This window comes from Cupriavidus sp. 05N40 (assembly GCF_056397305.1).
In genome coordinates this window covers 1-25,947 of the sequence record NZ_JBFTND010000101.1, presented here as the reverse complement: position 1 = coordinate 25,947, position 25,947 = coordinate 1, and the positions used below count along the sequence as shown (strand labels likewise).

The 25,947-nt window shown below is 60.1% G+C and carries 24 protein-coding genes and 2 pseudogenes; 12 read left to right on the top strand and 14 right to left on the bottom strand.

Features of this window, described 5'->3' with window-relative positions:
* On the top strand, positions 1-487 hold a 487-nt coding region (locus tag AC1DO7_RS22720; RefSeq protein ID WP_477116596.1), incomplete at its 5' end, for a CoA transferase.
* A 335-nt stretch (positions 488-822) separates the two neighbouring features.
* Here the strand turns inward: AC1DO7_RS22720 and AC1DO7_RS22715 are convergent.
* Together AC1DO7_RS22715 and AC1DO7_RS22710 are read right to left on the bottom strand one after the other, a co-directional pair.
* Positions 823-1,422, bottom strand: coding sequence for a 2-hydroxychromene-2-carboxylate isomerase (locus tag AC1DO7_RS22715; protein ID WP_441622066.1), 600 nt, complete (start codon positions 1,420-1,422; stop codon positions 823-825).
* 696 nt (positions 1,423-2,118) lie between these two features.
* A complete protein-coding gene (locus AC1DO7_RS22710; RefSeq protein WP_441622064.1) occupies positions 2,119-3,096 on the bottom strand; it encodes a LysR family transcriptional regulator in 978 nt (325 codons plus the stop codon).
* 113 nt (positions 3,097-3,209) lie between these two features.
* Between AC1DO7_RS22710 and AC1DO7_RS22705 the strand changes: the two genes are divergently transcribed.
* Genes AC1DO7_RS22705 through AC1DO7_RS22695 form a run of 3 tightly spaced genes read left to right on the top strand, consistent with a single transcriptional unit; the run spans position 3,210 to position 6,205 of the window.
* On the top strand, positions 3,210-4,184 hold the full coding sequence (locus AC1DO7_RS22705) for a Bug family tripartite tricarboxylate transporter substrate binding protein (protein ID WP_477116597.1): 975 nt from the start codon (positions 3,210-3,212) through the stop codon (positions 4,182-4,184).
* Between the two features lie 16 nt (positions 4,185-4,200).
* Positions 4,201-5,409, top strand: coding sequence for a CaiB/BaiF CoA transferase family protein (locus tag AC1DO7_RS22700; protein ID WP_441643535.1), 1,209 nt, complete (start codon positions 4,201-4,203; stop codon positions 5,407-5,409).
* 25 nt (positions 5,410-5,434) lie between these two features.
* Positions 5,435-6,205, top strand: a complete 771-nt coding sequence (locus AC1DO7_RS22695; RefSeq protein ID WP_441622060.1) for an enoyl-CoA hydratase/isomerase family protein — start codon at positions 5,435-5,437, stop codon at positions 6,203-6,205.
* Here AC1DO7_RS22695 and AC1DO7_RS22690 read toward each other — a convergent pair.
* From AC1DO7_RS22690 to AC1DO7_RS22675, 4 genes and pseudogenes are all read right to left on the bottom strand, one after another.
* Positions 6,106-6,612: a plasmid pRiA4b ORF-3 family protein gene (locus AC1DO7_RS22690; protein ID WP_441622059.1), complete on the bottom strand. Its 507-nt coding sequence runs from the start codon at positions 6,610-6,612 to the stop codon at positions 6,106-6,108. The genes AC1DO7_RS22695 and AC1DO7_RS22690 overlap by 100 nt on opposite strands.
* 67 nt (positions 6,613-6,679) lie before the next feature.
* Entirely contained in the window at positions 6,680-7,063 is a 384-nt protein-coding gene (locus AC1DO7_RS22685; RefSeq protein WP_441643534.1) for an EF-hand domain-containing protein, read from the bottom strand.
* A 302-nt stretch (positions 7,064-7,365) separates the two neighbouring features.
* On the bottom strand, positions 7,366-9,459 hold the full coding sequence (locus AC1DO7_RS22680) for a M16 family metallopeptidase (protein WP_477116595.1): 2,094 nt from the start codon (positions 9,457-9,459) through the stop codon (positions 7,366-7,368).
* Positions 9,460-9,608: 149 nt separating this feature from the next.
* A pseudogene (locus AC1DO7_RS22675) lies at positions 9,609-10,037 on the bottom strand (M16 family metallopeptidase); the annotation flags it as partial.
* A 547-nt stretch (positions 10,038-10,584) separates the two neighbouring features.
* Here AC1DO7_RS22675 and AC1DO7_RS22670 point away from each other — a divergent pair.
* The gene (locus AC1DO7_RS22670; RefSeq protein ID WP_441622053.1) at positions 10,585-11,157 is read left to right on the top strand and encodes a calcium:cation antiporter; all 573 of its coding nucleotides are present in this window, start codon (positions 10,585-10,587) and stop codon (positions 11,155-11,157) included.
* 189 nt (positions 11,158-11,346) lie between these two features.
* Here AC1DO7_RS22670 and AC1DO7_RS22665 read toward each other — a convergent pair whose 3' ends face one another.
* The 3 genes from AC1DO7_RS22665 to AC1DO7_RS22655 form a co-directional block, all read right to left on the bottom strand.
* Positions 11,347-13,356: a putative bifunctional diguanylate cyclase/phosphodiesterase gene (locus tag AC1DO7_RS22665; protein WP_477116594.1), complete on the bottom strand. Its 2,010-nt coding sequence runs from the start codon at positions 13,354-13,356 to the stop codon at positions 11,347-11,349.
* 6 nt (positions 13,357-13,362) lie between these two features.
* Positions 13,363-13,914 (bottom strand): heme NO-binding domain-containing protein, encoded by a 552-nt coding sequence (locus AC1DO7_RS22660; protein WP_477116593.1) that lies wholly within the window; start codon positions 13,912-13,914, stop codon positions 13,363-13,365.
* A 781-nt stretch (positions 13,915-14,695) separates the two neighbouring features.
* Complete coding sequence (locus AC1DO7_RS22655) at positions 14,696-15,724, bottom strand: AraC family transcriptional regulator (protein WP_441622047.1); 1,029 nt, start codon at positions 15,722-15,724, stop codon at positions 14,696-14,698.
* Positions 15,725-15,850: 126 nt separating this feature from the next.
* Here AC1DO7_RS22655 and AC1DO7_RS22650 point away from each other — a divergent pair, with 126 nt between their 5' ends.
* Positions 15,851-16,762, top strand: coding sequence for a TauD/TfdA dioxygenase family protein (locus tag AC1DO7_RS22650; protein WP_477116592.1), 912 nt, complete (start codon positions 15,851-15,853; stop codon positions 16,760-16,762).
* Between the two features lie 9 nt (positions 16,763-16,771).
* Positions 16,772-17,332: an RBBP9/YdeN family alpha/beta hydrolase gene (locus AC1DO7_RS22645; protein WP_441643533.1), complete on the top strand. Its 561-nt coding sequence runs from the start codon at positions 16,772-16,774 to the stop codon at positions 17,330-17,332.
* Between the two features lie 320 nt (positions 17,333-17,652).
* Here the strand turns inward: AC1DO7_RS22645 and AC1DO7_RS22640 are convergent, their stop codons facing one another.
* Entirely contained in the window at positions 17,653-18,654 is a 1,002-nt protein-coding gene (locus tag AC1DO7_RS22640) for a Bug family tripartite tricarboxylate transporter substrate binding protein (protein ID WP_441622041.1), read from the bottom strand.
* 290 nt (positions 18,655-18,944) lie between these two features.
* Between AC1DO7_RS22640 and AC1DO7_RS22635 the strand changes: the two genes are divergently transcribed.
* Positions 18,945-20,240, top strand: coding sequence for an MFS transporter (locus AC1DO7_RS22635; protein WP_441622039.1), 1,296 nt, complete (start codon positions 18,945-18,947; stop codon positions 20,238-20,240).
* Between the two features lie 14 nt (positions 20,241-20,254).
* Here AC1DO7_RS22635 and AC1DO7_RS22630 read toward each other — a convergent pair whose 3' ends face one another.
* Positions 20,255-21,211, bottom strand: a complete 957-nt coding sequence (locus AC1DO7_RS22630) for a LysR family transcriptional regulator (RefSeq protein WP_441622037.1) — start codon at positions 21,209-21,211, stop codon at positions 20,255-20,257.
* 51 nt (positions 21,212-21,262) lie between these two features.
* Here AC1DO7_RS22630 and glaH point away from each other — a divergent pair, with 51 nt between their 5' ends.
* Complete coding sequence (gene glaH / locus AC1DO7_RS22625) at positions 21,263-22,192, top strand: glutarate dioxygenase GlaH (RefSeq protein WP_441622035.1); 930 nt, start codon at positions 21,263-21,265, stop codon at positions 22,190-22,192.
* 66 nt (positions 22,193-22,258) lie between these two features.
* Complete coding sequence (locus AC1DO7_RS22620) at positions 22,259-23,497, top strand: alpha-hydroxy acid oxidase (RefSeq protein ID WP_477116591.1); 1,239 nt, start codon at positions 22,259-22,261, stop codon at positions 23,495-23,497.
* 437 nt (positions 23,498-23,934) lie between these two features.
* Here the strand turns inward: AC1DO7_RS22620 and AC1DO7_RS22615 are convergent, their stop codons facing one another.
* Entirely contained in the window at positions 23,935-24,057 is a 123-nt protein-coding gene (locus tag AC1DO7_RS22615) for a hypothetical protein (RefSeq protein WP_441622031.1), read from the bottom strand.
* A gap of 8 nt (positions 24,058-24,065) precedes the next feature.
* Positions 24,066-24,464 carry a sulfatase-like hydrolase/transferase gene (locus AC1DO7_RS22610; RefSeq protein WP_441622029.1) on the bottom strand — a complete coding sequence of 133 codons (399 nt, stop codon included), beginning with the start codon at positions 24,462-24,464 and terminating at the stop codon, positions 24,066-24,068.
* Between the two features lie 385 nt (positions 24,465-24,849).
* Between AC1DO7_RS22610 and AC1DO7_RS22605 the strand changes: the two genes are divergently transcribed.
* Both AC1DO7_RS22605 and AC1DO7_RS22600 read left to right on the top strand, forming a co-directional pair.
* Positions 24,850-25,218 (top strand): VOC family protein, encoded by a 369-nt coding sequence (locus AC1DO7_RS22605; RefSeq protein ID WP_441622027.1) that lies wholly within the window; start codon positions 24,850-24,852, stop codon positions 25,216-25,218.
* 103 nt (positions 25,219-25,321) lie between these two features.
* Positions 25,322-25,611: pseudogene (locus AC1DO7_RS22600) on the top strand (DsbA family oxidoreductase); the annotation flags it as partial.
* A 120-nt stretch (positions 25,612-25,731) separates the two neighbouring features.
* On the opposite strand, the gene AC1DO7_RS22595 reads toward AC1DO7_RS22600, so the two are convergent.
* A partial coding sequence (locus AC1DO7_RS22595; protein ID WP_477116590.1) for an RBBP9/YdeN family alpha/beta hydrolase occupies positions 25,732-25,947 on the bottom strand: 216 nt, incomplete at its 5' end.

The following is a 25,947-nucleotide window of genomic DNA, read 5'->3' as shown; positions in this document are numbered from 1 at the left end:
CAAGAGTGCGGATGGTTGGGTGACTCTTGGCACTGCCACCAACGATGATTGGAGCACACTGCTGGACCTAATGGGACGCGCTGACCTCAAGGAAGACTCCAACTTCATGTCCGTGGGATGGCGCCTGTCGAACAACGCGACGGTCGATGAGATCGTATCGGCATGGACTTCGTCGCTCCCCACTGCGGAGATTGAAATGCAAATGCACTCTGCAAAGATACCATGCAGCCCCGTAAGGACGATCGACGACGTGCTCGCGTGGGAACAAATCGTCGCACGGAACATGGCCGTGTCACTGTGGAATCCGCTCGCTGAGGCAACCATGGATGTCAAGGCTGCATCGTTTCCCTTGCGATTTGGTCACGCGGAGGTTGGCTATGACGCCCCGGCCCCGGTTCCTGGCGCACACACCGAAGAGATTTTGCGCAATATGGCTGGGGTAGATGCAGCTGAGTTTCTACGGCTCCGAGAGCGCCGGATCGTTTGAGTTCCCCTATGGGCAGGGTCTTTCGACACTGCCCAATTCAAGCATACCTCAAGAAGGCGTATTGCATCCTGCAATCGCGCTTGATCGAAAAAGCGCTTGTGCGGGTGCAAGTTCTCTTTGGAAAAGGGATTTGAGGCAATGCGAGGTCAGTCTTGGTCCGGCGTCGAGATTGCGAACGGAGTGACGTCGATTTGACGAGCCCGTCTGCCGAAGCAAGGTGGGAATCCGGGTAGGTCGATGAGCGACCGCGCACCGTTGGATAGGTCCATAATTCTGATGGACTGGCGTGGCCAGCGCAGGCACGGCGTCGCTGGCCAACCCGTCGCGGATCTCGCCTACGCTACCCGCGCAAGCTCCTCCTCCATAAAATCGAGGCGGTCCTTTCCCCAAAACATCTCGTCACCCACGAACATCATCGGCACGCCAAAGACTCCCCGCTCAACGGCTGAGTCCGTGCTTTGAGCAAGTTCGGCGCCGATCTCCTCGCTTCCGGCGACCTCTTCGAACCATGCGAAGTCTACGCCAAGAGACTCGACAATCAGTCGCAACCCGGCATACTCGACGATGCTGGCGTCACCGCGTTCCCAGTACGCCTCCATGACCTGCTCGACAAACGCCAACTCCAAGCCCTTTCGTCGCATTGCGAGAGATCCACGGAGAACCCTGCTGGACTTGATGGGAAATTGCCGGGGGATCTGGAACGAAATATTGTACTTCTCGGCCCAGCGCATCAGATCTCGCTTGCGATAACGAAGCTTTGCCTTCGACTCTTTCATGAGTTCGTAGTCATTGTTCCGGAATACGTACCCCAGATTGTAGGGATGCAGGACGAGCTCGGCGTTGTGGCGCTCGAGGATCGGCTTGAACAGCTTGATCGCAAAATAGGTGTTGGTGCTACCTACATCCCAGTAGAGGTCAACCCGCTTCTTGTCCATTTCGACTCCTGTTGAATGAGACTGTGTTCAGTCTATGGATAGGACCGCAGTCTGACTAATATGGAATGGCGATTCGGGTATATCGAAAAACTATCGGGCACTTGGCGCCGAGTCGGTACAGAGTCGGCGCACCGAATCTCGATCAGAACACGTGATATTCGTGCATAGCAGAGAGTACCGGTACACAAAGTTTGTTGGCGGCTGAAGGCCAAGGCGAAGCTATGGTCAGAGAAGCCTTCGACGCGCGCTGGTGTCGTGCCAGCGCCTCACGCGGGCTAGCGATTGGTTCYTGGCTTGCGCGTAGCGAGGGCTAGTTGAACGAAAGACCTCACTGCAGGTGATATCTCGCGACGCCGGTGCGGCAACTCCAACTGAATCGGAAAGTGAAAGTCCGCGATACGCTAGTACACGATTCCGGGCTGGGAAAAGCTCTGCATCGCGATTCCGGCACGATCGCGACGCCATAACCGGCCGATGCCAGACTGATTGCTGAAATGAAGTCTTGCACTCGATATTCAAGATTCGGAGTAAAACGCCCTGCTGCGCCAAGGGCCGTCAATGCATAGCCGAAGCCGAGCGACCACCGCATATGGCAATCTTGCCGAGCAGGCTGGGCGCCACCACCGCAGCCCATCAAGCTTCATTCTGGCGCAAGGTACTGAACCTGGGCGGGAGAACTTCCTGAACCTCTCAGTACTAACTCCCAGCGCTATCCCCGCGCGCGTTAAAGCAATGGACTGGCCACTGTCCGCCGTCTACCAACCGCCCAGTTATTGCGAGAAGACGCTGCCATACCGTCGTCACGGCCAACGACGCGGGTAGCGTCGCGGCCCGGCAAAGGTAGACCTGTCGCGTGAACCCCTCTTCAGCGACTCGCGCACAGGATACGATGCCACCTCGCCACTCTTCCTGTACAGACGCGTGAGACAGGATTGTGAAGCCCGCCCCCGCAGCAGCAAGGGCTATGAGCTCCGGAATCGCATTCACTTCCGCAATGACCTGAAGTTCGGTGTCTTGGGATGCGCTGAACCGATCGATGAGGCTGCGTAGACCATGCAGTCCGGCGGGAAGAATCAATGGGTAGTCACCCAATCGCGAGAACGGCACGCTGAGAGCAGCGTTGATTCCGTTTCGACCGTGCGCCGAGAGCTCGCCGGGCGGCCCGACAAGCAATAGGCGTTCTTCGAGCACCCGATCTGCGCGCAGCCCGGGCTCGGGCGTACCGCCGAAGGTCATGCCAATATCCAGATGCCCGGTCAGCAGCCCTTGCGGGATGTATCCGGTGCTCTGTTCGATGATTTGCAGGTCAATCCCCGGCCATTCCGCGCAGACTTCCTTCACGAGTGGCACGGTCAGTAGCTTTGCCAACGACTGCGGTAACCCGACGGCTACCCGCCCCTGCGGTTGCTTGATCGCTGTCCGAATGTCTTCGTACGCCACTTCCACGCGCCGAAGGATATCGGTCGCATGTGCGAGCAACATCTCGCCTGCGGCCGTGGCCACGACCCCGCGCGGCGTTCGCTCAAGCAAGGCCGCTCCGAACTCCTCCTCCAAGTTCTTCATCTGGAGGCTTAGCGCAGGTTGCGCGATGTGCAGGCGCTCGGCAGCGCGAGAAATGGAACCCGCTGCGCAGACTGTGACAAATCCCCGCAGGGTACGAAGTTCGAGAGCCATGAAGTGCCTCGGCGAATTGGCCATATCGAAATCTTATATCGGATATCCGAAACTTGTCTTGGACTTATATCCGGCAGGTCGTCATGCTACGGGCAAAACCATAGGACACGATGATGAATCCGACACGACGCACATTGCTGCTGGGGGCAGTCGCCTCCGTAATGGCAAGCCCCCTCTTCGCCGCTGATTGGCCGACCAAGCCCGTCCGGATCGTTGTGCCGTTTGCTGCTGGCGGGCCCACCGACTTCATTGCCCGCCTATTGGCGACGGCCCTGTCAAAAGAATTGGGCCAGCCAGTCGTCATCGACAATCGCCCTGGTGCCAGCGGCAACATTGGCGCCCAGCATGTGCTCGATAGCGGCAATGACGGCTACACCCTGCTGCACAACACCGTAGCGATGCAAGCTGTGAACCCGCTGATGTACCCGCATGCGCGCTTCCTGCCAGGACGAGATTTCGTGCCCATCGCGACGACAGGCTCGATGCCGAACGTCTTAGTGATCCATCCCGACAAACTCAAGGTAAAGACGCTTGCCGATCTGGTCCAATTCGGGAAGGCGAAGCCCGACGCTCTGACCTACRCAACCTTTGGCGCTGGATCATCACCGCACATTTATGGCTCTCTGCTGCAGAAAAAGGCTGACTTCAAAGCGGTAGCGGTGCCGTACAAAGGTAGCTCCCCGGCTCTCACGGACGTGATGGCCGGCCAGGTCGACTTTGTGTTCGACTCATTCACTACGTGCATCGGCCAGATCCAGGGCGGCAAGCTGAAGCCACTTGCCATTACCTCTTCGCAGCGCTCTCCGATGCTGCCGGACGTGCCGACGCTCAAGGAGGCGGGATATCCAGGCGCGGACCTGAAGTTCTGGTTCTCCCTGCAAGCCCCCGCGCAGACGCCTAAGGCGGTCGTAGACCGCCTGCGAGCGGCTGCGGCAAAGGCAGTCAACGACCCCGATTACGTTGCAGCGCTACGCAATCGCGGCGCCGAACCGATGCCGACACGTCCCGACCAGCTCGTCAGCTTCGTCCGAACAGACGCCGAGCGTTGGACGAACATCGCGCGCGGTCTTGGCATCCAGCCGGAATAAAAAGGAAACTCAAACCATGCAACCATTGAAAGGCATTCGGGTTCTGGACCTGAGCAAGGTCCTGGCCGGCCCCCTATGCGGCCAATACCTCGGTGAGCTGGGCGCAGATGTCATCAAAGTCGAGCCGCCGGGTTCGGGCGACGACACGCGCGGCTGGCTTCCTCAGGATGCGGGCCAGTCTGCCGTATTCCTGGCCGTCAATCACAACAAGCGCAGCATCGCGCTAGATCTCAAAACCGAAGCCGGCCAACGCGTCGTGCAAGAACTGGCGGCCAACGTTGACGTGGTATTGCAGGGATTCGGTGGCGGTACCGCCAAGAAACTCGGCGTGGACTACGACACGTTGAGCGCCGTGAATCCCCGGTTGATCTACTGCGAGATATCCGGCTACGGGCGCGATGGCCCCCTGGGTAACGAGCCCGGCTATGACGTGATGTTGCAAGCATTCAGTGGGATGATCAGCACCATGGGGGAGCCCGGCGGGAAGTTTGCACGGGCGAGCTTCTCGCCCGTTGACATCGGCACAGGCATGCACGCCCTCAGTGGCATCCTGGCTGCCCTGCTCGAACGACACACAACCGGAAAAGGGACCTATCTGGAAGTGGCGCTTATGGAGACCGCCCTCGGCTTCATGGGATATATGGCGCAGAACTACTGGCGTAGCGGAAAAGCACCACAACGGATGGGCACAGCACATCCGTCGATGTCACCGTACCAGGCATTCGATGCAGCCGATGCGCCGCTGATGCTCGGAGTTGGCAATGACTCGCAATGGAAGCGCTTCTGTTCTGTGGCGGGTCTCGAGGACTGGGTAGACCATCCGGACTTTGCTACCAATGCCGCTCGGGTACGGAACTTCTCCCGAACGGTCGATCTAGTGCAGTCGCGCCTCTCGACTCAGCCGCTCGCTTACTGGATGGAAGCGCTCCGGCAAATAGGCGTGCCTTGCTCGCAGATCCAGACTTTGGACCAGGCTCTGGCGCACCCTCAGGTACAGGCCCGACAATTGATCGTCGAGACGGAGCATCCCGTCCTGGGCACCGTCGCGAATGTTGGCCTGCCCGTGCGCTTCCGCCGAGAAGCACGCCATGCAAGCCGTCCAGCCCCGCTGCTCGGCGAACACACTGACGAAATCTTGCACGAGGCTGGTTTTACGCCTGAGCAGATTGAAGGTATGCACCGCGCCGGCACGGTAACCTCCGCTGCGGCGATCGCAGCCGCCTAGACCCCAAACCAGTATTGAGTAGACTATGTCCTTGGTTACCTACACTGTCCGCGATCACGTCGCCGAAATCCTCCTCGACAACGCTCCTGTCAATGCCCTCACCGTTCCGATGGTCGACGCGCTGATTCGGGCTTTGGACCGTGCGGCCTCTGACGACGCGGTTCGGGCCGTCATCGTTGCGAGTGCGGTACCGAAACGATTCTGCGCCGGGCTTGATATTGCCGCACTGCAAGGCGCTTCGGCGGACACCGTTCACACGCTCCTGGACAAGCTCTACGTCCAGTTGTCCGAAGCGCAGTATCGTCTGGGCAAGCCGTCTATCGCCGCGGTGAGTGGAGCTGCGCGCGGAGGCGGCATGACCCTGGCTATCTCCTGCGATCTGATTGTGGCTGCCGAGGATGCCAGCTTCGGATACCCCGAAATCGAAGTCGGCATGCTCCCGGCAATCCACTTCACCCATTTGCCGCGCATTGTCGGCCGTCACGTGGCATTCGATCTGCTCTTCACCGGGCGTGCCTTCGGCGCGAACGAAGCGCAGGCGTTGCATCTCGTGAATCGTGTCGTGCCAGCGAACGAGGTACTCGAGGAGGCGCGGTTACTGGCCTCGACCCTAGCTGCCAAGTCGGCATCTGCGATGAACATTGGCAGAGCAGCATTCCATCGGGCCGTCGACAGCGACTACCGTCGTGGTGTTTCCTACGCGGTCGATACGTTCTGTCGCGTTGCAGACACCGACGATGCGCGTGAAGGGATTGCGGCCTTTGTAGAAAAGCGACTGCCTAATTGGGGTTCTTGAAGAGTTCCTGAGAACGGGCCCTGCTGCCCGCCCATCAGAGCGCGCACGATGTCCTGCCTCAGCACGCGCCGCTCGACGCGGATATCGTGCCGCCACCATGCATTGAAGTCGTACACATAGACGAAGGCCTCGTGCTCGCACAGAGCGAATGCGCCCGGCGTCAGCGCGGTTGCCGCCGCGGAAAATTGCAGAGCCCCATCGCGGCTTTCGCCATATCGCCGGCCACGAATGATGAACTGGTGCAGGTGATCGTCTGTCCAGCCCATGGCTGCCTGAATGACCTCGTGGAGCCGAGCCAGCGTGACGCGCTCAGGAATGAGCAAACGCCGCCAGACCGGCGGGCTCAAGCCGCGCAGAGCAATTCGAAGTTGCAGGACGGAGGTCGCCGGCGCAGGATCGGAAGCCATGAATGCAGGTGCCTCATTGTCCTCTCAGCAGCGGTCCGGTCGTCGGCCCCCGCTTTGGCGCGGTCTCCTAGTTGATGATTGGATTTTTCTTCTGCATATCGTCCTTGATCAATTTTGACCAGGCTGCACCCACTTGCCGCTCGGTCACGTAACCGCGTTTCCTGGTATCAAGCTGGTCGAAGCGCTTGTAGACCTCAGGCATGCCAGCGCGTGCTTCTTCACGGGTCAGTTTGCCGTCATGATCAACATCGGCCTCCCTGAAGCGTTCGCTGAACCACTTCTTTCTTTCGGCCGGCGTCATTCCTTTGGGCGGCTGCGGTACTTCGTTGACATCCGTGGTAGCCGACGAAGTCGATGGTGTCGTCTGTTGTGAAGGCTGCGCGATAACGGCACTGTTAGCCAGGGTTATCGACAAGGCCAAGGCAGTTACAAGGAAGTTCAGTCGGACCATTTTTCTCCTCAACTATTGATTTGTGACGGCGTACCGGCAGAGTGAAATTGCTTTGCAGTTCGCAATCGCATTGTTCCAGAGCGCAATTCAGGTAACAGCGGAGTCCTCCTAGGTACCCGCACTAGTATTGGCGAGAACGCGGCCGGCCATTTGACATTATGGGACAACCAGTTGATATATCGGGACATTCCGGGGATACCCCCACAAGAATCCCGCCGCAGGTAAAGAATAGACCGCCACAGCGCCAAGCCGGTAGCTTCTTGCTCAGCGAGGGTGAGGAAGCGCGCTCTGGCGAGGGTATGTTATCTCGATGCCGGCGCGGCTTTCGCCGCTCCGGACCTCAGGTCGCCGGCAAATACGCTGATGACACGCTTCGGCACGATGTATTTGCGGATCGCAGCGTTGACCGAGGCGACTGTGGCCGTGCGCACGTGCTGTTCCTGCTCTGCGGTGAAGTCCATGGTTTGGCCAACGGACAGTTGGTCGGCCAGGTTTTGTGCCAGTACGCTATCCCGCGTTCGCGCAATGGTGCCTTGTTCAAGCAATCCGCTCTTTGCGTCGGCAAGCTCTTCTGCCGTGATTCCGTCCCGCACGAAGCGCGCGAGCTCCTCTTCGGCGGCACGCTTGACGCGCTCCAGGTTGCGCGGCGCAAAGGAAGCCTGCATGGTGAAACTGCCTGCCGTGTCGATCGCGTTGATCTGCAAGGAGCTACCGGCCGAATAGCTGATGCCATCGCTCTGACGGAGCCTTTCGGATAGCCTGCCACGCAGTGACTTGCCACCGTAGATTCGATCGGCGATGGCGAGGTCTGCATAGTCGGCTGAGCTCATGGTCACGGCCATCGGTATGCGGGCCAAGTAGATGGCGCTAGCATTGTTCGTGGTTTTGGCCGTCAATGTCGCAGGAGTGATCGGACGGTAGGGCCGATCGACATGGACATAGGGCTCGGAGGCGCTCCAGTCACCGAACAGCTTCTCGAGTTGGTCTTTCGCGCCGTCTACGTCGAAGTCGCCCACCAGCGCCAACTGCGAGTGGCTGGCGCCGTAGAACCTGTGATGAAAATCACGGATGTCATCCACGCGCGTCGCGTCCACGCCTGCAATGCGCTCACGCTGATCTTGCGTATGGCGCGGATCGCCAGGCGGGTAGGGATTGTCGTGTCGGTCCATCGTGACAGACGCCAGCATGCCCGGGGCATTGCCGACGCGCTCGATCTCGGCGATGCTGGAGCGCTTGATGTCGTCAAAATCGGTGGTGTCCAGAGCGGGCTTACGCAGGATATCGTGCAACACCGGAAGGAAGTCTGCGAGCTGGTCTCTGTGCGTTTCGAATCGAATCGTCACGCGATCCGCTTGCGCAGTGATGTTGACGGTGGACTTGAGCCTGGCGAGCAAGTCCGCGAGCTGCTCGCGGTCGCGGCCGCCCGCACCGTGGGTCAACGCGGCGGCAGTCAGCTCGGCGACAGGAGCCCTCCCCTTAAGACTGTCGATCGTACCCATGTTCAGAATTAACATTCCGGTGACAATGTCACCGCGAGTTGGGCGACTCAACATTGCCAATTTCATTCCGTTGGAGAACGTGAACCGTTGCGTATGCGCCTCGATGTTCTCCGGGGCGGGATCGAATTGCGGTGGCGGCGCGGCCACGGGCTTGCCGCGATAGCCATCAAGCAGGTGCGCAAGATCTGTAGGCGGCGGCATCTCGACGCGTTGTGGTTGCTCGCCCGGAATCAGCCTGCCTTCCGTGCGGTTTGCACGTCGCAGATACCGCATGGCCACACGCTGCAGGTCCTCGACGCTAGCATTCTCCACGCGATCGCGAAGAAGGAACCACAGACGCCAATCCCCCCATGCAATCGCTTCGGACAACTGCATAACCAGCGCGTCGGGGTTCCTGAACACCCTGTCAATCGCATTGCGCGCATCGACGCGCACGCGCTCGAGCTCGACGGTAGTCACCGGACGCTCTGCGAGACCTTCGACCTGCTCCAGCAAGGCCTCGTTGGCCAACTCCAGCGATTTCCCCTTAGAGACTTCAACAAGGAAGAGAACCGTGCCGGGGTCACGCATGGCGCCGATCTCCGCCGATACGCTGGAGGCCTTCCTGGCATCGACCAGACTCTTGTTCAGACGCCCACCCGAGGGGCCACTCAGCACCTGGAGCAGCAGCCACATCGGCACAGCGTCGGGATGCGCGGCTTGCGGAACGTGATACATCGCGCCGATGATTCGGGTGTCGTCTGCCCGGAGCAGCGTCACGAGACGCTCACCTTCCTGCGCGGGCTCGGCGGTGACAGCGGCCATGAGTGTGCGCTCGGGACGGGGAATCGGACCGAAATGGCGGGCGATGGTAGCCAGCACCCATGCCGGATCGAACGTGCCGCCAACCACCAGCACGGCATTGTCGGGCTGGTAGTAGCGCTTGTAAAACGCGCGTAGCAGCGGAATTGAAGCGTTCTCCAGATCATGTCGCGTGCCGATAGTAGCTCTGCCATAGGATGCCATTGGTAGGCAGTGGCATTCAAGGCCAGAAGCAATACCCTCTGCGGCTGAGTTTGTCCGATCTCCATCTCATTCAAGACCACGGGCATTTCGCTGCGCAGGTCGACCGCCTCGAGTCGGCTGTTGACCATCCGGTCCGCTTCCATGCGCAGTATCCAATCCAGGTTGTCCTCACTGAACGGAAAGGTGGCGAAGTAGTTGGTGCGGTCGACGGTAGTCGTGCCGTTGGCGCTCATGCCACGGCGTGCAAACTCTTCCCGCAGAGAAGCGGCCGTCAGGGTGTCCGTCCCTTTGAACATCATGTGCTCGAGCAGATGAGCCATGCCCGCTTCCGCTCGCCCTTCGTYCCGGCTGCCGACTAGGTAAGTGATGTTCACAGTTGTGCGGGGGACAGAGTCGTCCGGTGCCAGCAGGACACGTAGTCCGTTGGGCAGTCGATACTCGGTGATACCTTCAACGGAGGTGACCCGCATGAAATCCGCACTGCCGGGCTCCTGTCCTATGGTGTCGGCGGTAGCAGCCAATTCCTGCGCGCGAGCCGCCTTGGGAGAATCCGCAAGCGCTTTAGCCGTGCCCAATGCGATGAGGCCGGTAAGCAGCACAGTGAACATCGGATTCATCGTGGCTCTCCGTCCTCATGCAATTAGAAACTGAGAGGCATTTCGTCGGCCTCACTAAAGGAAAAGAAGGACAGGAATGCAAAGGGACAATGCAGCCGCTCATCGATGCTGCGCTGACCGGCGTCTGCCGTCGGCGCTGTTGTCGGGCTTATTCGCGGTCTTACCCTACCTCTGCCCCTCCCCGTCTGTACCCTCCAGTCCTTGTCGTTCATCTCGGTAGCGATCTGCTTCATCGGTGTCGGACCGGGTCACCATCATGCGGCATCTTTCGCTTGATTACCCTCAAGCGGCTTCGTTCGCATCACCCGATCGCGCAAGGTTTAGGCGAGCATATCCCCGGTTATCCGACTTGCGGGGATGCCGTGATGAATTCTTTCGACTAACGAGTTAAGGAAGTTCGATGTCTTCGGAGGAGCGCCCCGCGGCCGCATTGGGACGATCGATGCGGGGCGCATGGAATGCCGGCGCTCGCCTCGTGCTGTACCGCAGCGCCTACGAAACGGAGACGGTAGTTCCGGAAGGCGTGGAGAATCAACCCTCCTCGTCCGTAGCGCGGGCGATTGCGACACGCGCAGCGGCCACCGTAGGGACGGCGTGGATGAGCGAGATCATGGTGGGTGCGCTTGCCCCCATGATGCGCGACTACGCCCTCAGCGACATATTCGTCGGTGTTTTCGTGGTGGCGATCCTGGCAAATGCCGCCGAGCATGCATCGGCCATTACCGCAGCCATGAGAAATCGCGTCGACCTCTCGTTCTCCATTGCGGTCGGCTCGAGCGTCCAGGTGGCACTATTCGTCGCACCGGTGCTGGTACTCGCGAGCCTAAGAAGGAGGGTTGGCCGGGATACGCCCGTATGCTCTGCAGAGCACAAGGGCGTATCTTGGACGCAGGCCCTCTTGGGGGCGCGCCCAAGTTACTTGCCGGTCTTCCTATGGCTGTGGGAAGAATCTGGGCTCCGGAGAAGACTGTGAAAGGGTTACGGCCACCGTCGACTGCTGCAGCGCACGAAAGCGCAAACCTTGTGGCCGCGGCGGTGAGGCACTTGCCGAGAAGTTGGGCCGCATCTCAAAAATGCCGCATCGAAATCCAAAGGCCAAAAAATGGAACTGTCACTCTCCTGTGGAGGCAAGCCCGCCGCCTCGAGTCTACTTGCCGCGCGCTCAATTGGCCGCGGAAGAATCACACGCGTCAATATCGAGCGTTGCCTCAGTATTCTGTGGCACTTGCGCCTCCAGCAGCGCAGAAAGGGCGACCGATTCCAGGGGCTTGGAGAAAAAATAGCCTTGCCCGAAATCGCAGCCCAGCGACTTGAGGTGCGTCACGTGCCTTTGCGTTTCGGTACCCTCGGCGACCACCTCGATGCCGAGGTTGCGGGCCAGACTCATGATGGTCTGCACAACTTGCAAGCCTTCATGGCCACGGTCGAGTTGAGCCACAAAGGACCGGTCAATCTTCAAAATATCCAGCGGGAAGCGGTGCAGGTAGCTGAGGGAGGAGTAACCCGTGCCGAAATCGTCGATGCTGATACGCACCCCTAGTTCACGAAGTTGCGTGAGCACGGCGACGGTCCGTTCCGAATCCACCATGGTAATGCTCTCCGTAATCTCCAGCCTGACCGTGCGTGGATTGATGCCGGTGTCCGATAACACTCTGCCCACATGCTGAACAAAGTCGTGCTGGGCAAACTGGCGCGCGGAGACATTGACGCTGACCGTCAGTGCGGGTGTACGGGGATACTCCTTGTGCCAGTGGGCCATCGTTTTGCAAGCCTCGCGCAGCACCCACATGCCGAGGAACAGAATCAGGCCGGTATCTTCTGCCACCTGGATGAAGTCGGCAGGATAGACCAGCTCCGTTTCCGACTTGCGCCAGCGCACCAACGCTTCCACACCGACAATTTCCTCATTGTCCAAGGTGACGACGGGCTGGTAGTGCAGGACAAACTCGTTATTCTGCAGGGCACGCCGCAGGCTGGTTTCCAGTGCGAGGCGACTCACGGCATGCTCGTGCATGGTGTGGTCGTAGACTTCGTAGCGGCTCTTGCCCAGCGTTTTGGCCCGATACATCGCCAGGTCCGCATGCCGAAGAATTTCCTCGGCCGATTCGTAGCCCAAGGAACTGATGGCGATGCCGATGCTGGCGCTCGCGTAGAGCTCCTCGCCTTCTATCTGGAAAGGCGCTTCGAAGGCCCGCATCAATCGTTCGGTCATGCGTACCGCGTCATTCACGTCGGCCACGCTGTCCAGCAGAATCGTGAATTCATCGCCCCCCATCCGAGCCAGCGTATCGCTTTCACGCAGACATCTTGCCATGCGACCCGCTACCTGGATGATGAGGGTGTCGCCGGCCAGATGACCGAGGCTGTCGTTGACCAGCTTGAAACGGTCCAAGTCGACAAAGAGCACTGCGAATGTAACTTCTCGATGGCGAATACCGCGAGCAACGGCACGGGCAAGTCGGTCAGCAAACAATGCACGGTTAGRCAGGCCGGTAAGCGCGTCGTGGAAGGCATCGTGAATCAATTGGTCTTCAGCACGTTTGCGCTCGACCACTCGGCCCAGTTGGGTACCAACTTGCGCCATCAGGTGCAGCAGCCTTTCGTTCGGTTCCAGCACGCGGTCGGCAAAGAACTCAAGGACCGCAGTCACTTCGCTGCCCAGCAGCACCGGGAAGGCAGCGGAGGCCCGCAACCCGACCCGCTCAGCCACGCCGGCGCGGGAGAAATAGGGGTCCCGGGCAATGTCCATGACCCATGCAGGCGTTGCGCTGGCAAGTACGCGACCAGGCAAGCCAACGCCGGTCCGAAAGTCCACGGCCTCGGTGGCTTGGTAGAAATCATGAAAGCGCTCGCCCTCGACGCCATGCCAGATGGACGTCGAGAGCAGGCGTGGCTCGCCCCCGGTGCCATCCACAAGGTACGCGTGCCCAATCTGCCAGCCGGTGAACTGGCAAACCGTACGTACGGCAAACTGAAGCGCATCGGCGACGGATATCGCCTGATTGGCCGCGTCTGCGACAGCCTCCAACAACTGCAATTGCTGTTGTTTTTCATAGAGCTCGCGAAGCCCTTTCTCAGCGATGATTTCCGCCTCGATGCGCGCCTTGCGCTCACGCTGGAGCCGCCGGCGCAGTTTTTCGGTCTCCACCTCAAACTGCTGAACGCTGTTCATGGTAACTTAGCTCGCCTTCTTGCCAAGGAAGCTAATCCGACACTGACAGCTCTGGTCACCTTGATGCATGCATTGGAGGTGGTCAAAACTCAGCGCTTCCCCAAAGTGGTCGGCCGCGCCTTCGACAAAACCTTGTGYCAGTGCGCACAGACGCCGCGCGGAACGGTAGGTCATCAGCAGCGACCCGTCCGGTTCGTCGCGGAAGCCGAAGGTCGGGACGTCCGCACCCGGGTAGACCTTGCGGACTTCGGGGTGAATTATGGAATTGACACTGAGCACGAACGGGCGAGTCGTGGTGTGGGCGCTAAAGTAGGTAGGATAGCGGCTGGCAAGCAAAGGCATCGCCTCGCGTCCGAACCAGCGCAGGGTGGCAAACGGGGTCATGTCCAACGTCTGTGCAGCGACGCCGACGAGTTTGTAGATATCGTCATCGGGATAGCTGCCAAGGGAAGTGTAAGCGCCGTCTAGGTCCGCGCCTTCCAGCAGGGAATCCCACGCGTCCTCGCCATGGTGCCGGATGACCACGTCTTCCAGCAAATTGAAAACTATCCCCTTCATCCCTGCTCCCCGTTCCCGTTGCAATGTCGCTCCTATTGGCGACAGCTTGTTTGGTGCTCGCTGCGAGGTCGTCGCAGCTACACAAAATTGTGTGAGATTAACAGAGCAGGCTGTGGTTACGCCACTCAAGGTTGTTCCGTCTCGCGGTTAGCCTACGCCGCGAGCCATTAGGCTTTAGTGGCGACTAAACTCCCTGCCCGGCGGCGAACGCTCGCCGCAAGGCTGGTCAACTAGTGGGTATCTACCGGTGGCTGCGCCGGTGTTCTTTGTGCAATATCCGCGACGGCTACCTCCGCCAAGCCACGCCGCGTGCCTGGATGTGACAATCCTGGGTGGAATAGGCTTCGTCGACTTCCTTAAACCACACGCCTGTGCAACGGCATTAGCCGGCCATGAAGCGTCGTAAGTCAGCTCGACCACGCAGTCATTTGAACGTCGGGTCCAGCCACACTAATGGACTTTCGTAGCGCCAGGCGGACGTCTGCCAGCAGCACGAACGGCCGCGCCATCGGGAACGGTCGCGGGCTCTAGAGACTCTGCCAACCCGCGCTGATGTCTCCCGGCGGGACAGCCGCTGCCTCGCGGGACCATACTTGCGAGCAGATATCGCGGTCTTCGCTGGCAACCTGCAGATAGAGAGGATGAGTGGAGAGCAGGTTGCTCGAACGCCAATTCGCCACGCGTCGCGCGGCTGGCGAGACGGAAGACCTGCGGAATCCGGCAAAGAGAGCGTCCGTACATGACAGGGCCTGACGCGGCTTACGCTCTGCCAGGGCTATGCTCAGGTCGGTGCCGCCTGCCGGCGCAATGTGCCGCGTGCTGCCCTGCTCTCCTTCGGGCTGCAGCCAAATTGCACGTGATACCAGCGCGAGAATCCGCTCGGCGCGGAAAAACCGAGCAGGGTCGCGACCTCCGTCAACGGACGATCGCTCTCGTTGACATGGCGTATGGCGAGCTCCGTACGGATGTCGTTCACGATCGACGAGAAGCTTTGCCCATGCTCCGCCAGCCGGCGCTGGACCGTTCGGCACACCACGCCCAGATGCTCAGCCACTTGTTCGATGCTGCAGCGCCCGCTGGGCAACAGCAGCAGGATCATGCGCCGCACGTCCTCAGGCATTGTCGCCTGCTGCGCCATGGAGGACGCGTCTATCAACTGCTGCGCGTAGCGCCCCATGGCCGGATCCGCGGACGGGTTGGGTGCATCGAGGTCGGCCTTCGCGCAGATAATGCAGTTGAAGTCATAGTCGAATTCGACGCAAGGGCCAAAAAACCGTCGGTGCGTACTCAGATCGCGCGGCGCCGGGTGCTCAAAGCATACGCGCCGCGGCTCCCAGTCGGGCTTGTGGAGTTGACGTATCAAACGCACCATGACCCCTAGCGCCAGTTCAACCCTTTGACGCGTGGGTTGATGTGCTTTGCCAGCCATTACCACCTCGCGAATAATGACCAGTTCATCGCACTCCTCGACCGCCAGCGACAACGCACTGTTGAGCGACGCTTGATAACGCATCAGCATGCGAAGCGAGTCGCGCAGCGTCGCCTGATCGCGGATCAGCAATCCTACCGGCCCAAGATTGGACAAAAGGCGCGACTCGGCCATGCACAGTCCGAAACTCTCATTGCCTGACATGGTTGCGGACGCCTGAAGCAGCCTTCCGACACACTCGACTGGAATCATGATGTCCGGCTCGCACAGTACGCTCGGACTCAAGCCCGCGTCAAAGAGCATCCGCACCGGATCCAGTCCGGAGGCTCGAGCGACCTCGCTGTAGTTGGTGAGGGCCGCAGCGCGGACAAGTGACGCCATTGGAGAACTTAGGAGGACATTGACATGGAATGATAAATCCCTGTCATGTACTGTCAAGCGGGAGATACCCGCGACATCCAAACTCGCAAGGATCGATCGGCCTAACCGACAAGCGGAGACACGTTCATGATTCAACACCTCAAGGCGGCACCCGCAGTGGTCCGCGCAACCTCGCTGGGCAACTCGATCCGGGTCGAGCCAATCACATGCACGATCGGTGCGGAGCTCAGCAACGTCAACCTTGGCGCGGCTGCCGAGGACGACCAACAGATGGCGGAAATTCGGGCGCTGCTCCTAAAGCATCGCGTAGTGTTCTTCCGCGACCAGGACATGACGCGCGCGCAGCACGTAGCCTTTGCGCGCCGCTTCGGTGAGCTGGAGGACCACCCGGTGGTAGGCAGCCATCCCGATTACCCAGGACTGGTTCAGATCTACAAGACCCCGGACAGCCCCCCCGAACGCAACGAGAATTCCTGGCATACCGATGCCACTTGGCGCGAAAAGCCTCCGATGGGCTGCGTGCTGCGCTGCGTCGAATGTCCGCCTGTGGGCGGCGACACGATGTGGGTCAACATGGTCGAGGCTTACAACCAGTTGCCCGAGGAGATCAAGACGAAGATCGCCACATTGCGCGCGCGCCACAGCATCGAGGCGAGCTTCGGTGCCGCGATGCCGATCGAAAAGCGTCTCGCACTGAAGGCTCAGTACCCGGACGCCGAGCACCCGGTTGTGCGCACCCATCCCGAAACCGGAGAGAAATTGCTGTTTGTCAATGGAAGCTTTACGACGCACTTCACAAATTTCAATGTGCCGGCCAACGTGCGCTTCGGGCTGGACAAGGCGCCGGGTGCCGGCAATTTGCTTAGCTACCTGGTCAGCCAGGCCAACATCCCCGAATACCAAGTGCGTTTTCGTTGGAAGAAGAACAGCGTTGCGTTCTGGGACAACCGTTCAACCCAGCACTACGCAGTGATGGATTATCCACCGTGCCACCGAAAGATGGAGCGTACCGCCATCAYCGGTGACGCGCCTTACTGAAAGATCGACATGACCTCTACGGCACCGACCGTTCTCATCGTCCCTGGCCTGCGTGACCATGTTGCGGAACACTGGCAGACCCTGCTGGCGGCGGCGCTGCCTCGCGTCGTCAGCGTCGCCCCGCTTGAGCAAGACAAGCTGAGTTGCGCTGCCCGCGTCGACGCGATCGATCGCGCTTTGGCCACCGTCGAGGGGCCGGTGATCATCGTGGCGCACAGCGCAGGCGCGATGATGGTCGCCCATTGGGCAGCCCGAGGCGCCACACGTGAGATTCTCGGCGCCCTCCTTGCGGCACCCGCCGACCTCGAGACGTCCATGCCGGCCGGCTATCCGACGCTCAACACGCTGGGCGACCATGGCTGGCTGCCGATCCCTCGCTGCGCTTTGCCGTTTCCGAGCATTGTTGCGGCAAGCAGCAACGATCCTCTGACTCGTCTCGACCGCGCCCGCGGCCTGGCGCAGGCGTGGGGCAGCCGCTTCGTCGAACTCGGCGAAGTCGGGCATCTGAATCCCGCTTCAGGCTATGGCGAGTGGCCGCAAGCCAATGAGTTCATTCGCGAACTCTCGTGACCGAACCCACCGCGGCGTGCTGCAGGCCGAGAAAAAAAGGGAGCGGGCCTGCGGGACTTGAAGACGGCAGCGCCCGCTAAGGACGACCAGCCAGACTCGACGGCCACGATCCGTATGCTCACCTGCCGTAGCATCCAGTGCAGGGCGGGCGGCCGGCTTTCCGCCAGACGTCCGCATGCGGCGAGAGCCCGCCCTATCCCCCAGCCCCTCCCCCAGCGATGGGACATCGCCGGATCGACGATGCCGCATGCACACTGGCTCAATGATTGCGCAAAGCCCATTCGGACTGCAATGGCGAGTTTGCGCCGAATAATCTCTTATTAGTCTGGCTGGTAGTTAATGGACTTCAGCAGCGTGGACTGTTGCAGGTATGCCTGCTTCAGGTCCGCCATCAACTCCTCGGACGTAGCGGCGCTCCCCTGCTCCATCCCCATGTCCTTGACGTGGTTCTGCACTGCGGGTTGCCTGAAATACGCCAGTGTTATCTCGCGGATTTTCTCCTGGACTGCCGGTACGACATCCGGGCGGGACCACACTGCGAACCACCCTGCTTGCGCCAGTTGCGGGTAACCGAGCTCCTTGAAAGTAGGCACATCCGGCAATTCAGCGATCCGGGTCGGATAGTTCAACGCAATCGCCTTGATCTTTCCCGCTTTGATCAGCGGCAAAGAGGTAGTCACCCCATCGAACATCAGGGGCACGTGGCCACCCATCAGGTCGTTCAACGCCGGAGGAGAGCCTTTGTAGCCCACATGCCGCATTGGCACATGCGTGAGTTGCCCGAGCAGTATGCCCGACGTGTGGCCCTTCAATCCCGTAGCATAGGAAGCGAAAACGAGGCCGTCCTTTTGCGACCTGCCATAGTCCACCAGCTGCTTCAGGTTGGAGACGGGCACATCCTTGTTGGCTACCAGCACCAGCCCCGTGCGACTGATCTGGGCCAGGGGCTTCAGGTCCGTAAAGGGCTTGTAATGAACCTTGTAGGCCAACGGCGCTTCGCTCACGACACCGCCCTGGATAACCAGGAAGGTATAGCCATCCTTGCCGTTGGACTGCAAATCGCCGATCGCCAGTGCACCGGCGGCACCCGCCTTGTTTTCTACGATGACGGGCTTACTCAACTTTTGCTGCAGGCCTTGCGCCAGCAGCCGAGCCAACGCGTCGGCACTGCCGCCGGCAGGCCCCGCCACCACCAGACGGATCGGCTTGCTGGGCCAAGCCTCCTGGGCTTGGGCCACGGACACGCCCCCGGCGACACCAACACCAACACCAATTACCAAGGCGCAACCGCGCCATCCTGAGTGATTGATCTGCTTCTTCATGTCTATCCCTTTTGATTGCGATGCTTTACGTGTTTAGAAAGGCTTGTTCGTCTATTCTCGAATCGCATCGGGTCAACCAGCTTGCCCGTTCGCGACAAGTTATTACCAACTCGCGCAAGCAAAGGGAAAACCCTGCTCAGATATCCAGAGCGTGCAGGTTGGCCCCGACCTCGGCTCCCCTGCGTCAGCGGATGACTGTCATAAATGGCCAAGTTCAAGGCGTGCAAGGTAAAGCGGGAAGTAGCGCCGGGCTAGATGATCCGACGCTAGAGGTCCTGAGGAGACAGAAATTGAACGTGTCTACGAGTAACGCGATGCCGGCTGAGCCGGCTGCGGCCACCACTGGTGCCCGACCCTACGCGTGGGTGGTCTTTGCATTGATGTTTTGCCTGCTACTGTCTGACTACATGTCGCGGCAGGCGATCAATGCCTTGTTTCCACTCTTGAAATTGCAGTGGCAGATTTCCGATACCCAGCTCGGTTCGATTAGTAGCGTGGTGCCGTTGACGGTCGGCGTGCTGACCCTCCCATTTTCCATCATCGCGGACCGCTGGGGGCGCGTCAAAAGCATTGCACTGATGGTGGCGGTGTGGAGTGTTGCCACGCTCGGGTGCGCCATCGCCAGCACCTACCACGAGATGCTCGTCGCACGCTTGTTCGTTGGTGTCGGCGAGGCTGCCTACGGAAGTGTCGGATTCGCTATGCTCATGAGCATCTTCCCCAGGCACATGCGGTCTACCATTGCCGGCGGCTTCACGTCTGCCGCAGCGTTTGGGTCCGTACTCGGTGTTTCGCTTTCCGGCATCATCGCGACGCACTTTGGCTGGCGATGGTCGATGGGCCTGATGGCGATCCTTGGCTTTGCGCTGGTGATCATTTATTACTTCGTGGTCACCGAGAAAAAACTCGCAAGTGCGCAACCGGACAATGCAAACGGAACCGCGGTGCACGGGCATGTGAAACTGACACCGCGCGCTTATTTCTCTGGCCTGTTCCCGTCCCGGTCTGTCTTTTGTGCCTACCTCGGCTGCGCCCTGCAGATCTTCGTTCAAGGCACGCTGTTCGTGTGGCTGCCCAGCTACCTGAATCGCTACTGGGGCATGCCTGTCAGCGAAGCGGCCACACTGGCGGCCGGCCTTGTCCTTGTCAGCGGCCTGGGCCAACTCATATGCGGTGTGATGACCGATCGGATCAGCGGGGATTCGTCGCTCAAGAGGTGGAACATGGCCATTGGTTACTGCCTCGTGTTAGGCACTCTGCTGGCGATCGCATTCCGTTTGCCACAGGGTAATCTGCAACTCGCGCTCCTTGCGCCCGGGGTGTTCTTCCTTGCCAGCTCGTTCGGCACCTGTAGCGCGATCATTGCCGGGGCCACGCCGCCAGCCATTCACGGCTCGGCATTTGCCACTCTGACGCTGTTTAACAATATATTGGGCCTCGCAGCAGGCCCCTTTATCACCGGTATGGTAGCGGACGCGGTTGGTCTTCAAGTTGCCTTGCGCTGGCTACCGTTCGCGGCAATTCTGCCCTTCACCGTGTTCCTCATCGGCAGATGGTGTTACGTCGCGGAAGCGCGACACGGCTGAGCGCGCTGCCGAGTCTACGAAGCACGGCCATTGAGAGCCTCAGTTCCGAGTTGCACAAAGGCTCGTACCGCCGGGGATATTTCCCGGCGCCTATGCGCCAGCGCCAGATGCACTGAGAATTTGAAGTCGGCGATCTGAGTGTAGAAGATGCCTGGCTGGGAGAAATTCTGCATCGACTCAGGCACGATGGCCACGCCGTATCCCGCGGACGCGAGGCAGATTGCGGAGATGAAATCCTGGACACGATATTCCAGATGAGGCGTGAAGCCTCCGGCTTTTCCCAGGGCGGATAGGGCATCGCCGAAGCCTTCCTCGTCCGTAAACTGAGGGACGATGAACGATTGATCCGCTAGCGCCCGCGCTGAGACTGTCCCTCGCCTTGCAAGAGGATGGCTTGCTGTCATTGCAGCCAGCAGACGTTCAGTCTGTACGACCTTCGTGATAACGCCAGCCGGATAGAGTCGCCTGGGCCTGACAATGCCCACATCGATCTGGCCATCGCTGAGCGCTTCGAGCTGCCTTGGCGTTTCCATTGGCACGACTTCGATCCGGACCATCTCATGCGCTTTCCGAAACTCGCTCAGCATCATGGACAACAGGCCGCTGCTTGCGCCAGATGCCACATAGCCCACACGGATGACGCCAGCCAGCCCTCGGGCAGCCAGGCGCCCCACCTGGTCGGCCCGCTCAATGTGCCGCAACGCAGCAACAGCCTCGGCATGGAACAGGTGCCCCGCGTCGGTAAGTGACACCGGCTTCCTTTTGTTGCGGTTCAAGAGCGTGACGCCCAAATCTTGTTCAAGGCGCTGGATTTGGGTGCTGAGCCCTGATTGTGCGACACCTAAACGATCTGCCGCCTTCGCAAAGTGAAGCTCTTCCGCCACGGCGACGAAGCACTGCAACTGGCGAACGTCGATCATCGTTTTAATCTCAATTGCGGAACAAAGATTACTGCTTTCTATCTGGATCATATCAAAGATTCCAGATGAAATAGCACCCTACAACATCCCGGAGAGCTACCAATGAATGCCCCGCTTCCTGCGTCAGTGCTTGCCAGCAATGACGAGTCCCGCTTCCAAGTGTCTGCCCACCCAGATCACCATCGCATCCTGCATGTGACCGTTGAGCGCGATGCCGTTCTTGGGTTCCTGCATGACGCACGCAAGGTCGATGTTCAAAATCTCGAGTATGTTCCCTTCATGCGCTACGGGCTCGCGGACCTGATCGCGAAGCATATCGGCGAAGACTTCGCTACAACCATCAACGGCATTGTGAAGGATCGGCAGCACGGTGGCTTTACGGTAGGCCTCCAGGGGCTGACGACGGACGCCGACGATTTCGTTCGCTTCGGCACTGCCATTGGGCACCTCTTGGGCCCCGGCAACCACGATGCGATGTCGGGCACTTACTATGCTCGCTTCGTGGTCAAGCACACGGACGATAGCGACTCCTATTTGCGCCAAGCCTATCGACTCTTCACGATGCACACCGATGGCACCTTCGTTACCGAAGCGACGGACTGGCTGTTGATGATGAAGTTCGCAGAACAGAATGCAACTGGCGGGGAGTCCCGATTCTTGCATCTGGACGATTGGGAAGACTGTGGCAGGTTTGTCAGTCACCGTCTCGGGACGCAGCCGTTCCTCTACAAGGCGCCGGGATCCAAGAATGTCAGCGATAGGGTCGAGCGCCCGCTCTTCTTCCAGAACGAGTTCGGCTTGTCGATGTCCTTCATCGATCAGTTCGTACAGCCTCGCAATCGCGAGGAGGCTGCATTTCTCAACGACCTGTCGACTTCCATGGAGGCTTCACCGGGAACAAGGGAAGTGTCGCTGCCCGTCGGCGACCTGGTTGTCTTGAACAACTATTTCTACCTCCACGGGCGCGCGCCGTTCGAGAAAAATGCGGCGCTGTTCCGCGAGCTGATGCGCCAGCGAGGCACGTTCGCCTGATTATCAATGTGATCCGGCGTGGCTGATAGTGATAGCGGTTGGGCCTGATAGACACTTCAAATCAAGATGACATCTCTAACAGAAGTTGCAGAAAGCCAAGCCGTTCCGAGCGCTGGAATACCTGCCAAGCCTGCCTATGGCGCCAACCGTCAGATTCATCGACGACTACGACCGATCCTCTCGCTTGCCGATTTTGAAGTCGCGGCAAGGAAAAGCCTACCGCGTCCTATCTTTGGCTACATTGCCGGCGCCGCGGAGGATGCAAAGTCGCTCACCGCCAACCGGTCGGCATTCGACGAGGTCAGGTTTCGCCCCAAGGTCCTGGTCGACGTCTCAGGACGATCGCAAGCGACCGAGATCTTCGGGCAGCGTTACGCGTCTCCGTTTGGAATAGCGCCCGTCGGAATCAGYGCGATTRCCGCTTACCGTGGCGATGTGGTGCTGGCGCAAGCTGCGCGCGAAGAGCAGATACCCGCAATCATGAGCGGCACGTCCCTGATTCCGATGGAGGACGTTCACGCTGCCGCACCAGGCACGTGGTTCCAGGCGTACCTGCCGGGCGATGCCATGCGTCGGGACGCGCTTATTGAGCGGATTTGCGCGGCAGGGTTCGGCACGCTGGTCCTGACGGTGGATATTCCCGTCTGGGCCAACCGGGAGAACAACGTTCGTACTGGTTTCTCGCTGCCCTTGCGGCCATCCGTCCGCCTGGCATTCGACGGCGTGTCCCGGCCACGCTGGCTGGCGGGAACGTTCGCCAGAACGCTCCTCTCGAGCGGAATGCCGCATTTTGAGAACTCCTTTGCCACGCGCGGCGCACCGATCTTGTCGGCTTCGGCGATTCGCGACACAACAGGCCGTGATCACCTGAACTGGACGGACATCGAACGCATCCGGCAAAGATGGCGCGGCAATCTGGTCATCAAGGGAATTTTGCACAAATCCGACGCAGAACGCGCCGTGGTTTTGGGCGCCGACGGCATCATCGTCTCGAATCACGGCGGGCGCCAACTGGACGGTGCCGTGGAGCCGCTTGCCGTATTGCCAGAAATCTGTGAAAGCGTCGCGCACAAGACAACCGTCATGATGGACAGCGGAATCCGGCGAGGCGGTGATGTTTTGAAAGCACTGGCACTGGGGGCCCGCTTTGTCTTCCTGGGGCGGCCCTTTATCTACGCTGCGTCCGTTGGTGGATCGGAGGGCGTTCGCCACGCCATTACTCTTTTGCGCGACGAGGTTGATCGAGATATGGCTATGCTTGGGGCGAACACTCTCGCTGACGTGAACAGTTCCGTTATTGTCTAGTCCGATGCACCATTGAAACCCCACCGGGCGGAATCGCTCCGGTCGGTAGGACGGAATGCCATGACTTCAGCACAAGCCATATATCTCGATCCACCGGCCGGCTTCGAACACATCGTCATCGGCAAGGCCGCCATCTCCCCGCCGGGACCGGGCGAGACCTCGTGCTCTTCGCGATACCCCTGCGCCGATCCCATTCGGAAAGTCCCGCCCAGAAGGCGGACCATGCCGGCCCGGTTCGGATGGCCAGCGCTGCCGGGCCCGAAGCCTTCCGGTACACCGCAATAACTCTCGCACAGGCTGTCGGTCTGGGCCAGGCGAGCGGTGTACAGCACCGAAGGTGCCGCCCCCCGTCGCAACCGTCGGTGCGACGCTGACGCCTGCGCCCTGCACCCTGCACCGCCAGGACCAGCAGGACGGTCACGCTCGCCCTGGGAGCGCTACTTGTCCAACCCACGAATATCCTCGTAGTAGGACGTGCCATTGCTATAGCCCTTGCGCTGTGCCAGCCCGTCGAACTCCGCCACGCCGTTTGCCTTTCGGTAGTCCTCGTAGGCGGCCATCAGCTCCTTCAGCTTGTCCGGCCGGCTACCCGCCAGGTCATGCAGTTCCGAGCGGTCGACCGAAAGGTCGTACAGCTCCCAGCGGTCCTTGCCCCACGGAGCATGGCATATCCGCGGTTGAAGCCACGGGCCCTGACCCCGTGCTCGTCCTTGACGCCGAGGTGCCATTCTCCGGTCATATAGGTGCGATAACCAGCGTCCTTCAGCAGTTGCGGGAACGACAATGCCTTCTCGTTGAGGTATCCCTCATAACCCGTCCGGCTGCGTTGCAGGCCCGCTAGGCGGTCCAGGTTCGGCGTGGCAATTTCCCCGCCCAAGGCTTCGATATCGGAATACCCGAGATCGTCGGCGACGATCAGCAGGATATTGGGGCGGGTTGCCCTGTCTGTGCCGCCCGGGGGCAGCACCGAGCACGAGCGCGCCCGCAAGCCTCAGGAACTTGTGTTTCATGTCTCCACCATTGTCCGGACCGGGCGCTTCGCGGCATCTGCGGTCGCTGCCCGCACCGTCGGTCTTGTGTACGGCGTCTGGTCGCCAGGATGCGCGCCGCTTTGCCTGCCGCATGTCTTGTATTGTGCTTTTTCTGGAATATGCCGCGGGGGATCGCGGGCTTGGCGAAAAAAGTATGGACTGCGGCTGTTCAGACGTCGAGGACCGATGACGTCTCAATCAATACCTGTGAAATGTGGCTACCATGTACCCTGCCAGGGGGCGCGGTAACGGTTGGTATCCGCACCGCGCAGGCTGGCACGTTGGTCCCTTGCAGATACCCCCCAATTCGGAGATTGCGACATGGCCATCCAGCTTAATCACACCATCGTCTTTTCCCGCGACAAGAAGGAGTCCGCCGACTTCCTCTCCGAGATCCTGGGACGTCCCGCCGCGGTGCCGTTCGGGCCGTTTCTTGCTGTACGGCTGGACAACGATGTCACCCTGGACTTCATGGACGCGGAAGGCGACGTTGCCCTGCAACACTATGCCTTCCTGATCAGCGACGCCGAATTCGAGCAAAGCTTCGCCCGCATCCGGGCGCGCAATCTAATGTACTGGGCGGATCCCTACCGCCGCCGCCCCGGCGAGGTCAGCACGGAGGATGGCTGTCGCCGAATCTATTTCGAGGATCCGAGCAAGCATTTTCTGGAAATCTTCACGAAGGGATAAGGCGCATGCGCGTCGACAGGAAGACGCGCAACGACCACGGGTTTCGGCATCCCGCACTCAAAGCGATATAAGGTCTCGTCGGCGAGAGACGCCCCATGTGTGCAAGGAGGCGCTGCTGAAGGCATATCACGGCGATGGCAAGGACCCCAGTAATCATGAGATGCTGCTGGAATCGGCCCAATCGGTGGGGCTCGATGCCACTCAAGGGCGACGCGTGCTGGAGAGCGGCGAGTATGCGGACGCGGTGCGCGCCGAAGTGGCGGAATTCCAGGCGATGGGTATCCATCCGTTCCATCGATCATCTTCGACAACCGCTATCTGGTCTCGGGCGGCCAGTCGGCCGAGGCCTTTGCACAGATCATCCGCGACGTGCTGGCGAAGTGGCCTGGCTGACGGCAGCCTGAATTCCGGCATCGGTCCGGTCGGGCACTGGATGGCCTGATTCGGCGCAGCCTTTGTCAACACAACGGCATCGCCGAATATTGGCTACCACCGACGCCGTCGCGCTTGCCCTCAGAGTTCCTGAACGAGTTGCTCCGCCAGTGGCCACGTTCCATAGCCATCCGCCGGTCCAAGATGCCCGACTTCACCGCCGTCGACGAACCGACTGCCCCAGGAGTGCGCCAGCTCGCCGACTCGTTCGAACTTCCCGAGCGGATCATTGCGGCTCGCGACCACGATGCTTGGGAATTTCAGATGGCGCCGCGGAATTGGGGTCCAGCCCTCGTC

What these genes read in the sequence shown, in the direction of transcription:
- AC1DO7_RS22630 (WP_441622037.1), bottom strand. Translation starts at nt 21,211, where the DNA reads ATGATCCAGATAGAAAGCAGTAATCTTTGTTCCGCAATTGAGATTAAA.
- AC1DO7_RS22715 (WP_441622066.1), bottom strand. Translation starts at nt 1,422, where the DNA reads ATGGACAAGAAGCGGGTTGACCTCTACTGGGATGTAGGTAGCACCAAC.
- AC1DO7_RS22695 (WP_441622060.1), top strand. Translation starts at nt 5,435, where the DNA reads ATGTCCTTGGTTACCTACACTGTCCGCGATCACGTCGCCGAAATCCTC.
- AC1DO7_RS22640 (WP_441622041.1), bottom strand. Translation starts at nt 18,654, where the DNA reads ATGAAGAAGCAGATCAATCACTCAGGATGGCGCGGTTGCGCCTTGGTA.
- AC1DO7_RS22690 (WP_441622059.1), bottom strand. Translation starts at nt 6,612, where the DNA reads ATGGCTTCCGATCCTGCGCCGGCGACCTCCGTCCTGCAACTTCGAATT.
- AC1DO7_RS22605 (WP_441622027.1), top strand. Translation starts at nt 24,850, where the DNA reads ATGGCCATCCAGCTTAATCACACCATCGTCTTTTCCCGCGACAAGAAG.
- AC1DO7_RS22670 (WP_441622053.1), top strand. Translation starts at nt 10,585, where the DNA reads ATGTCTTCGGAGGAGCGCCCCGCGGCCGCATTGGGACGATCGATGCGG.
- AC1DO7_RS22615 (WP_441622031.1), bottom strand. Translation starts at nt 24,057, where the DNA reads ATGGCCGCCTACGAGGACTACCGAAAGGCAAACGGCGTGGCGGAGTTC.
- AC1DO7_RS22710 (WP_441622064.1), bottom strand. Translation starts at nt 3,096, where the DNA reads ATGGCTCTCGAACTTCGTACCCTGCGGGGATTTGTCACAGTCTGCGCA.
- glaH (WP_441622035.1), top strand. Translation starts at nt 21,263, where the DNA reads ATGAATGCCCCGCTTCCTGCGTCAGTGCTTGCCAGCAATGACGAGTCC.
- AC1DO7_RS22685 (WP_441643534.1), bottom strand. Translation starts at nt 7,063, where the DNA reads ATGGTCCGACTGAACTTCCTTGTAACTGCCTTGGCCTTGTCGATAACC.
- AC1DO7_RS22700 (WP_441643535.1), top strand. Translation starts at nt 4,201, where the DNA reads ATGCAACCATTGAAAGGCATTCGGGTTCTGGACCTGAGCAAGGTCCTG.
- AC1DO7_RS22645 (WP_441643533.1), top strand. Translation starts at nt 16,772, where the DNA reads ATGACCTCTACGGCACCGACCGTTCTCATCGTCCCTGGCCTGCGTGAC.
- AC1DO7_RS22655 (WP_441622047.1), bottom strand. Translation starts at nt 15,724, where the DNA reads ATGGCGTCACTTGTCCGCGCTGCGGCCCTCACCAACTACAGCGAGGTC.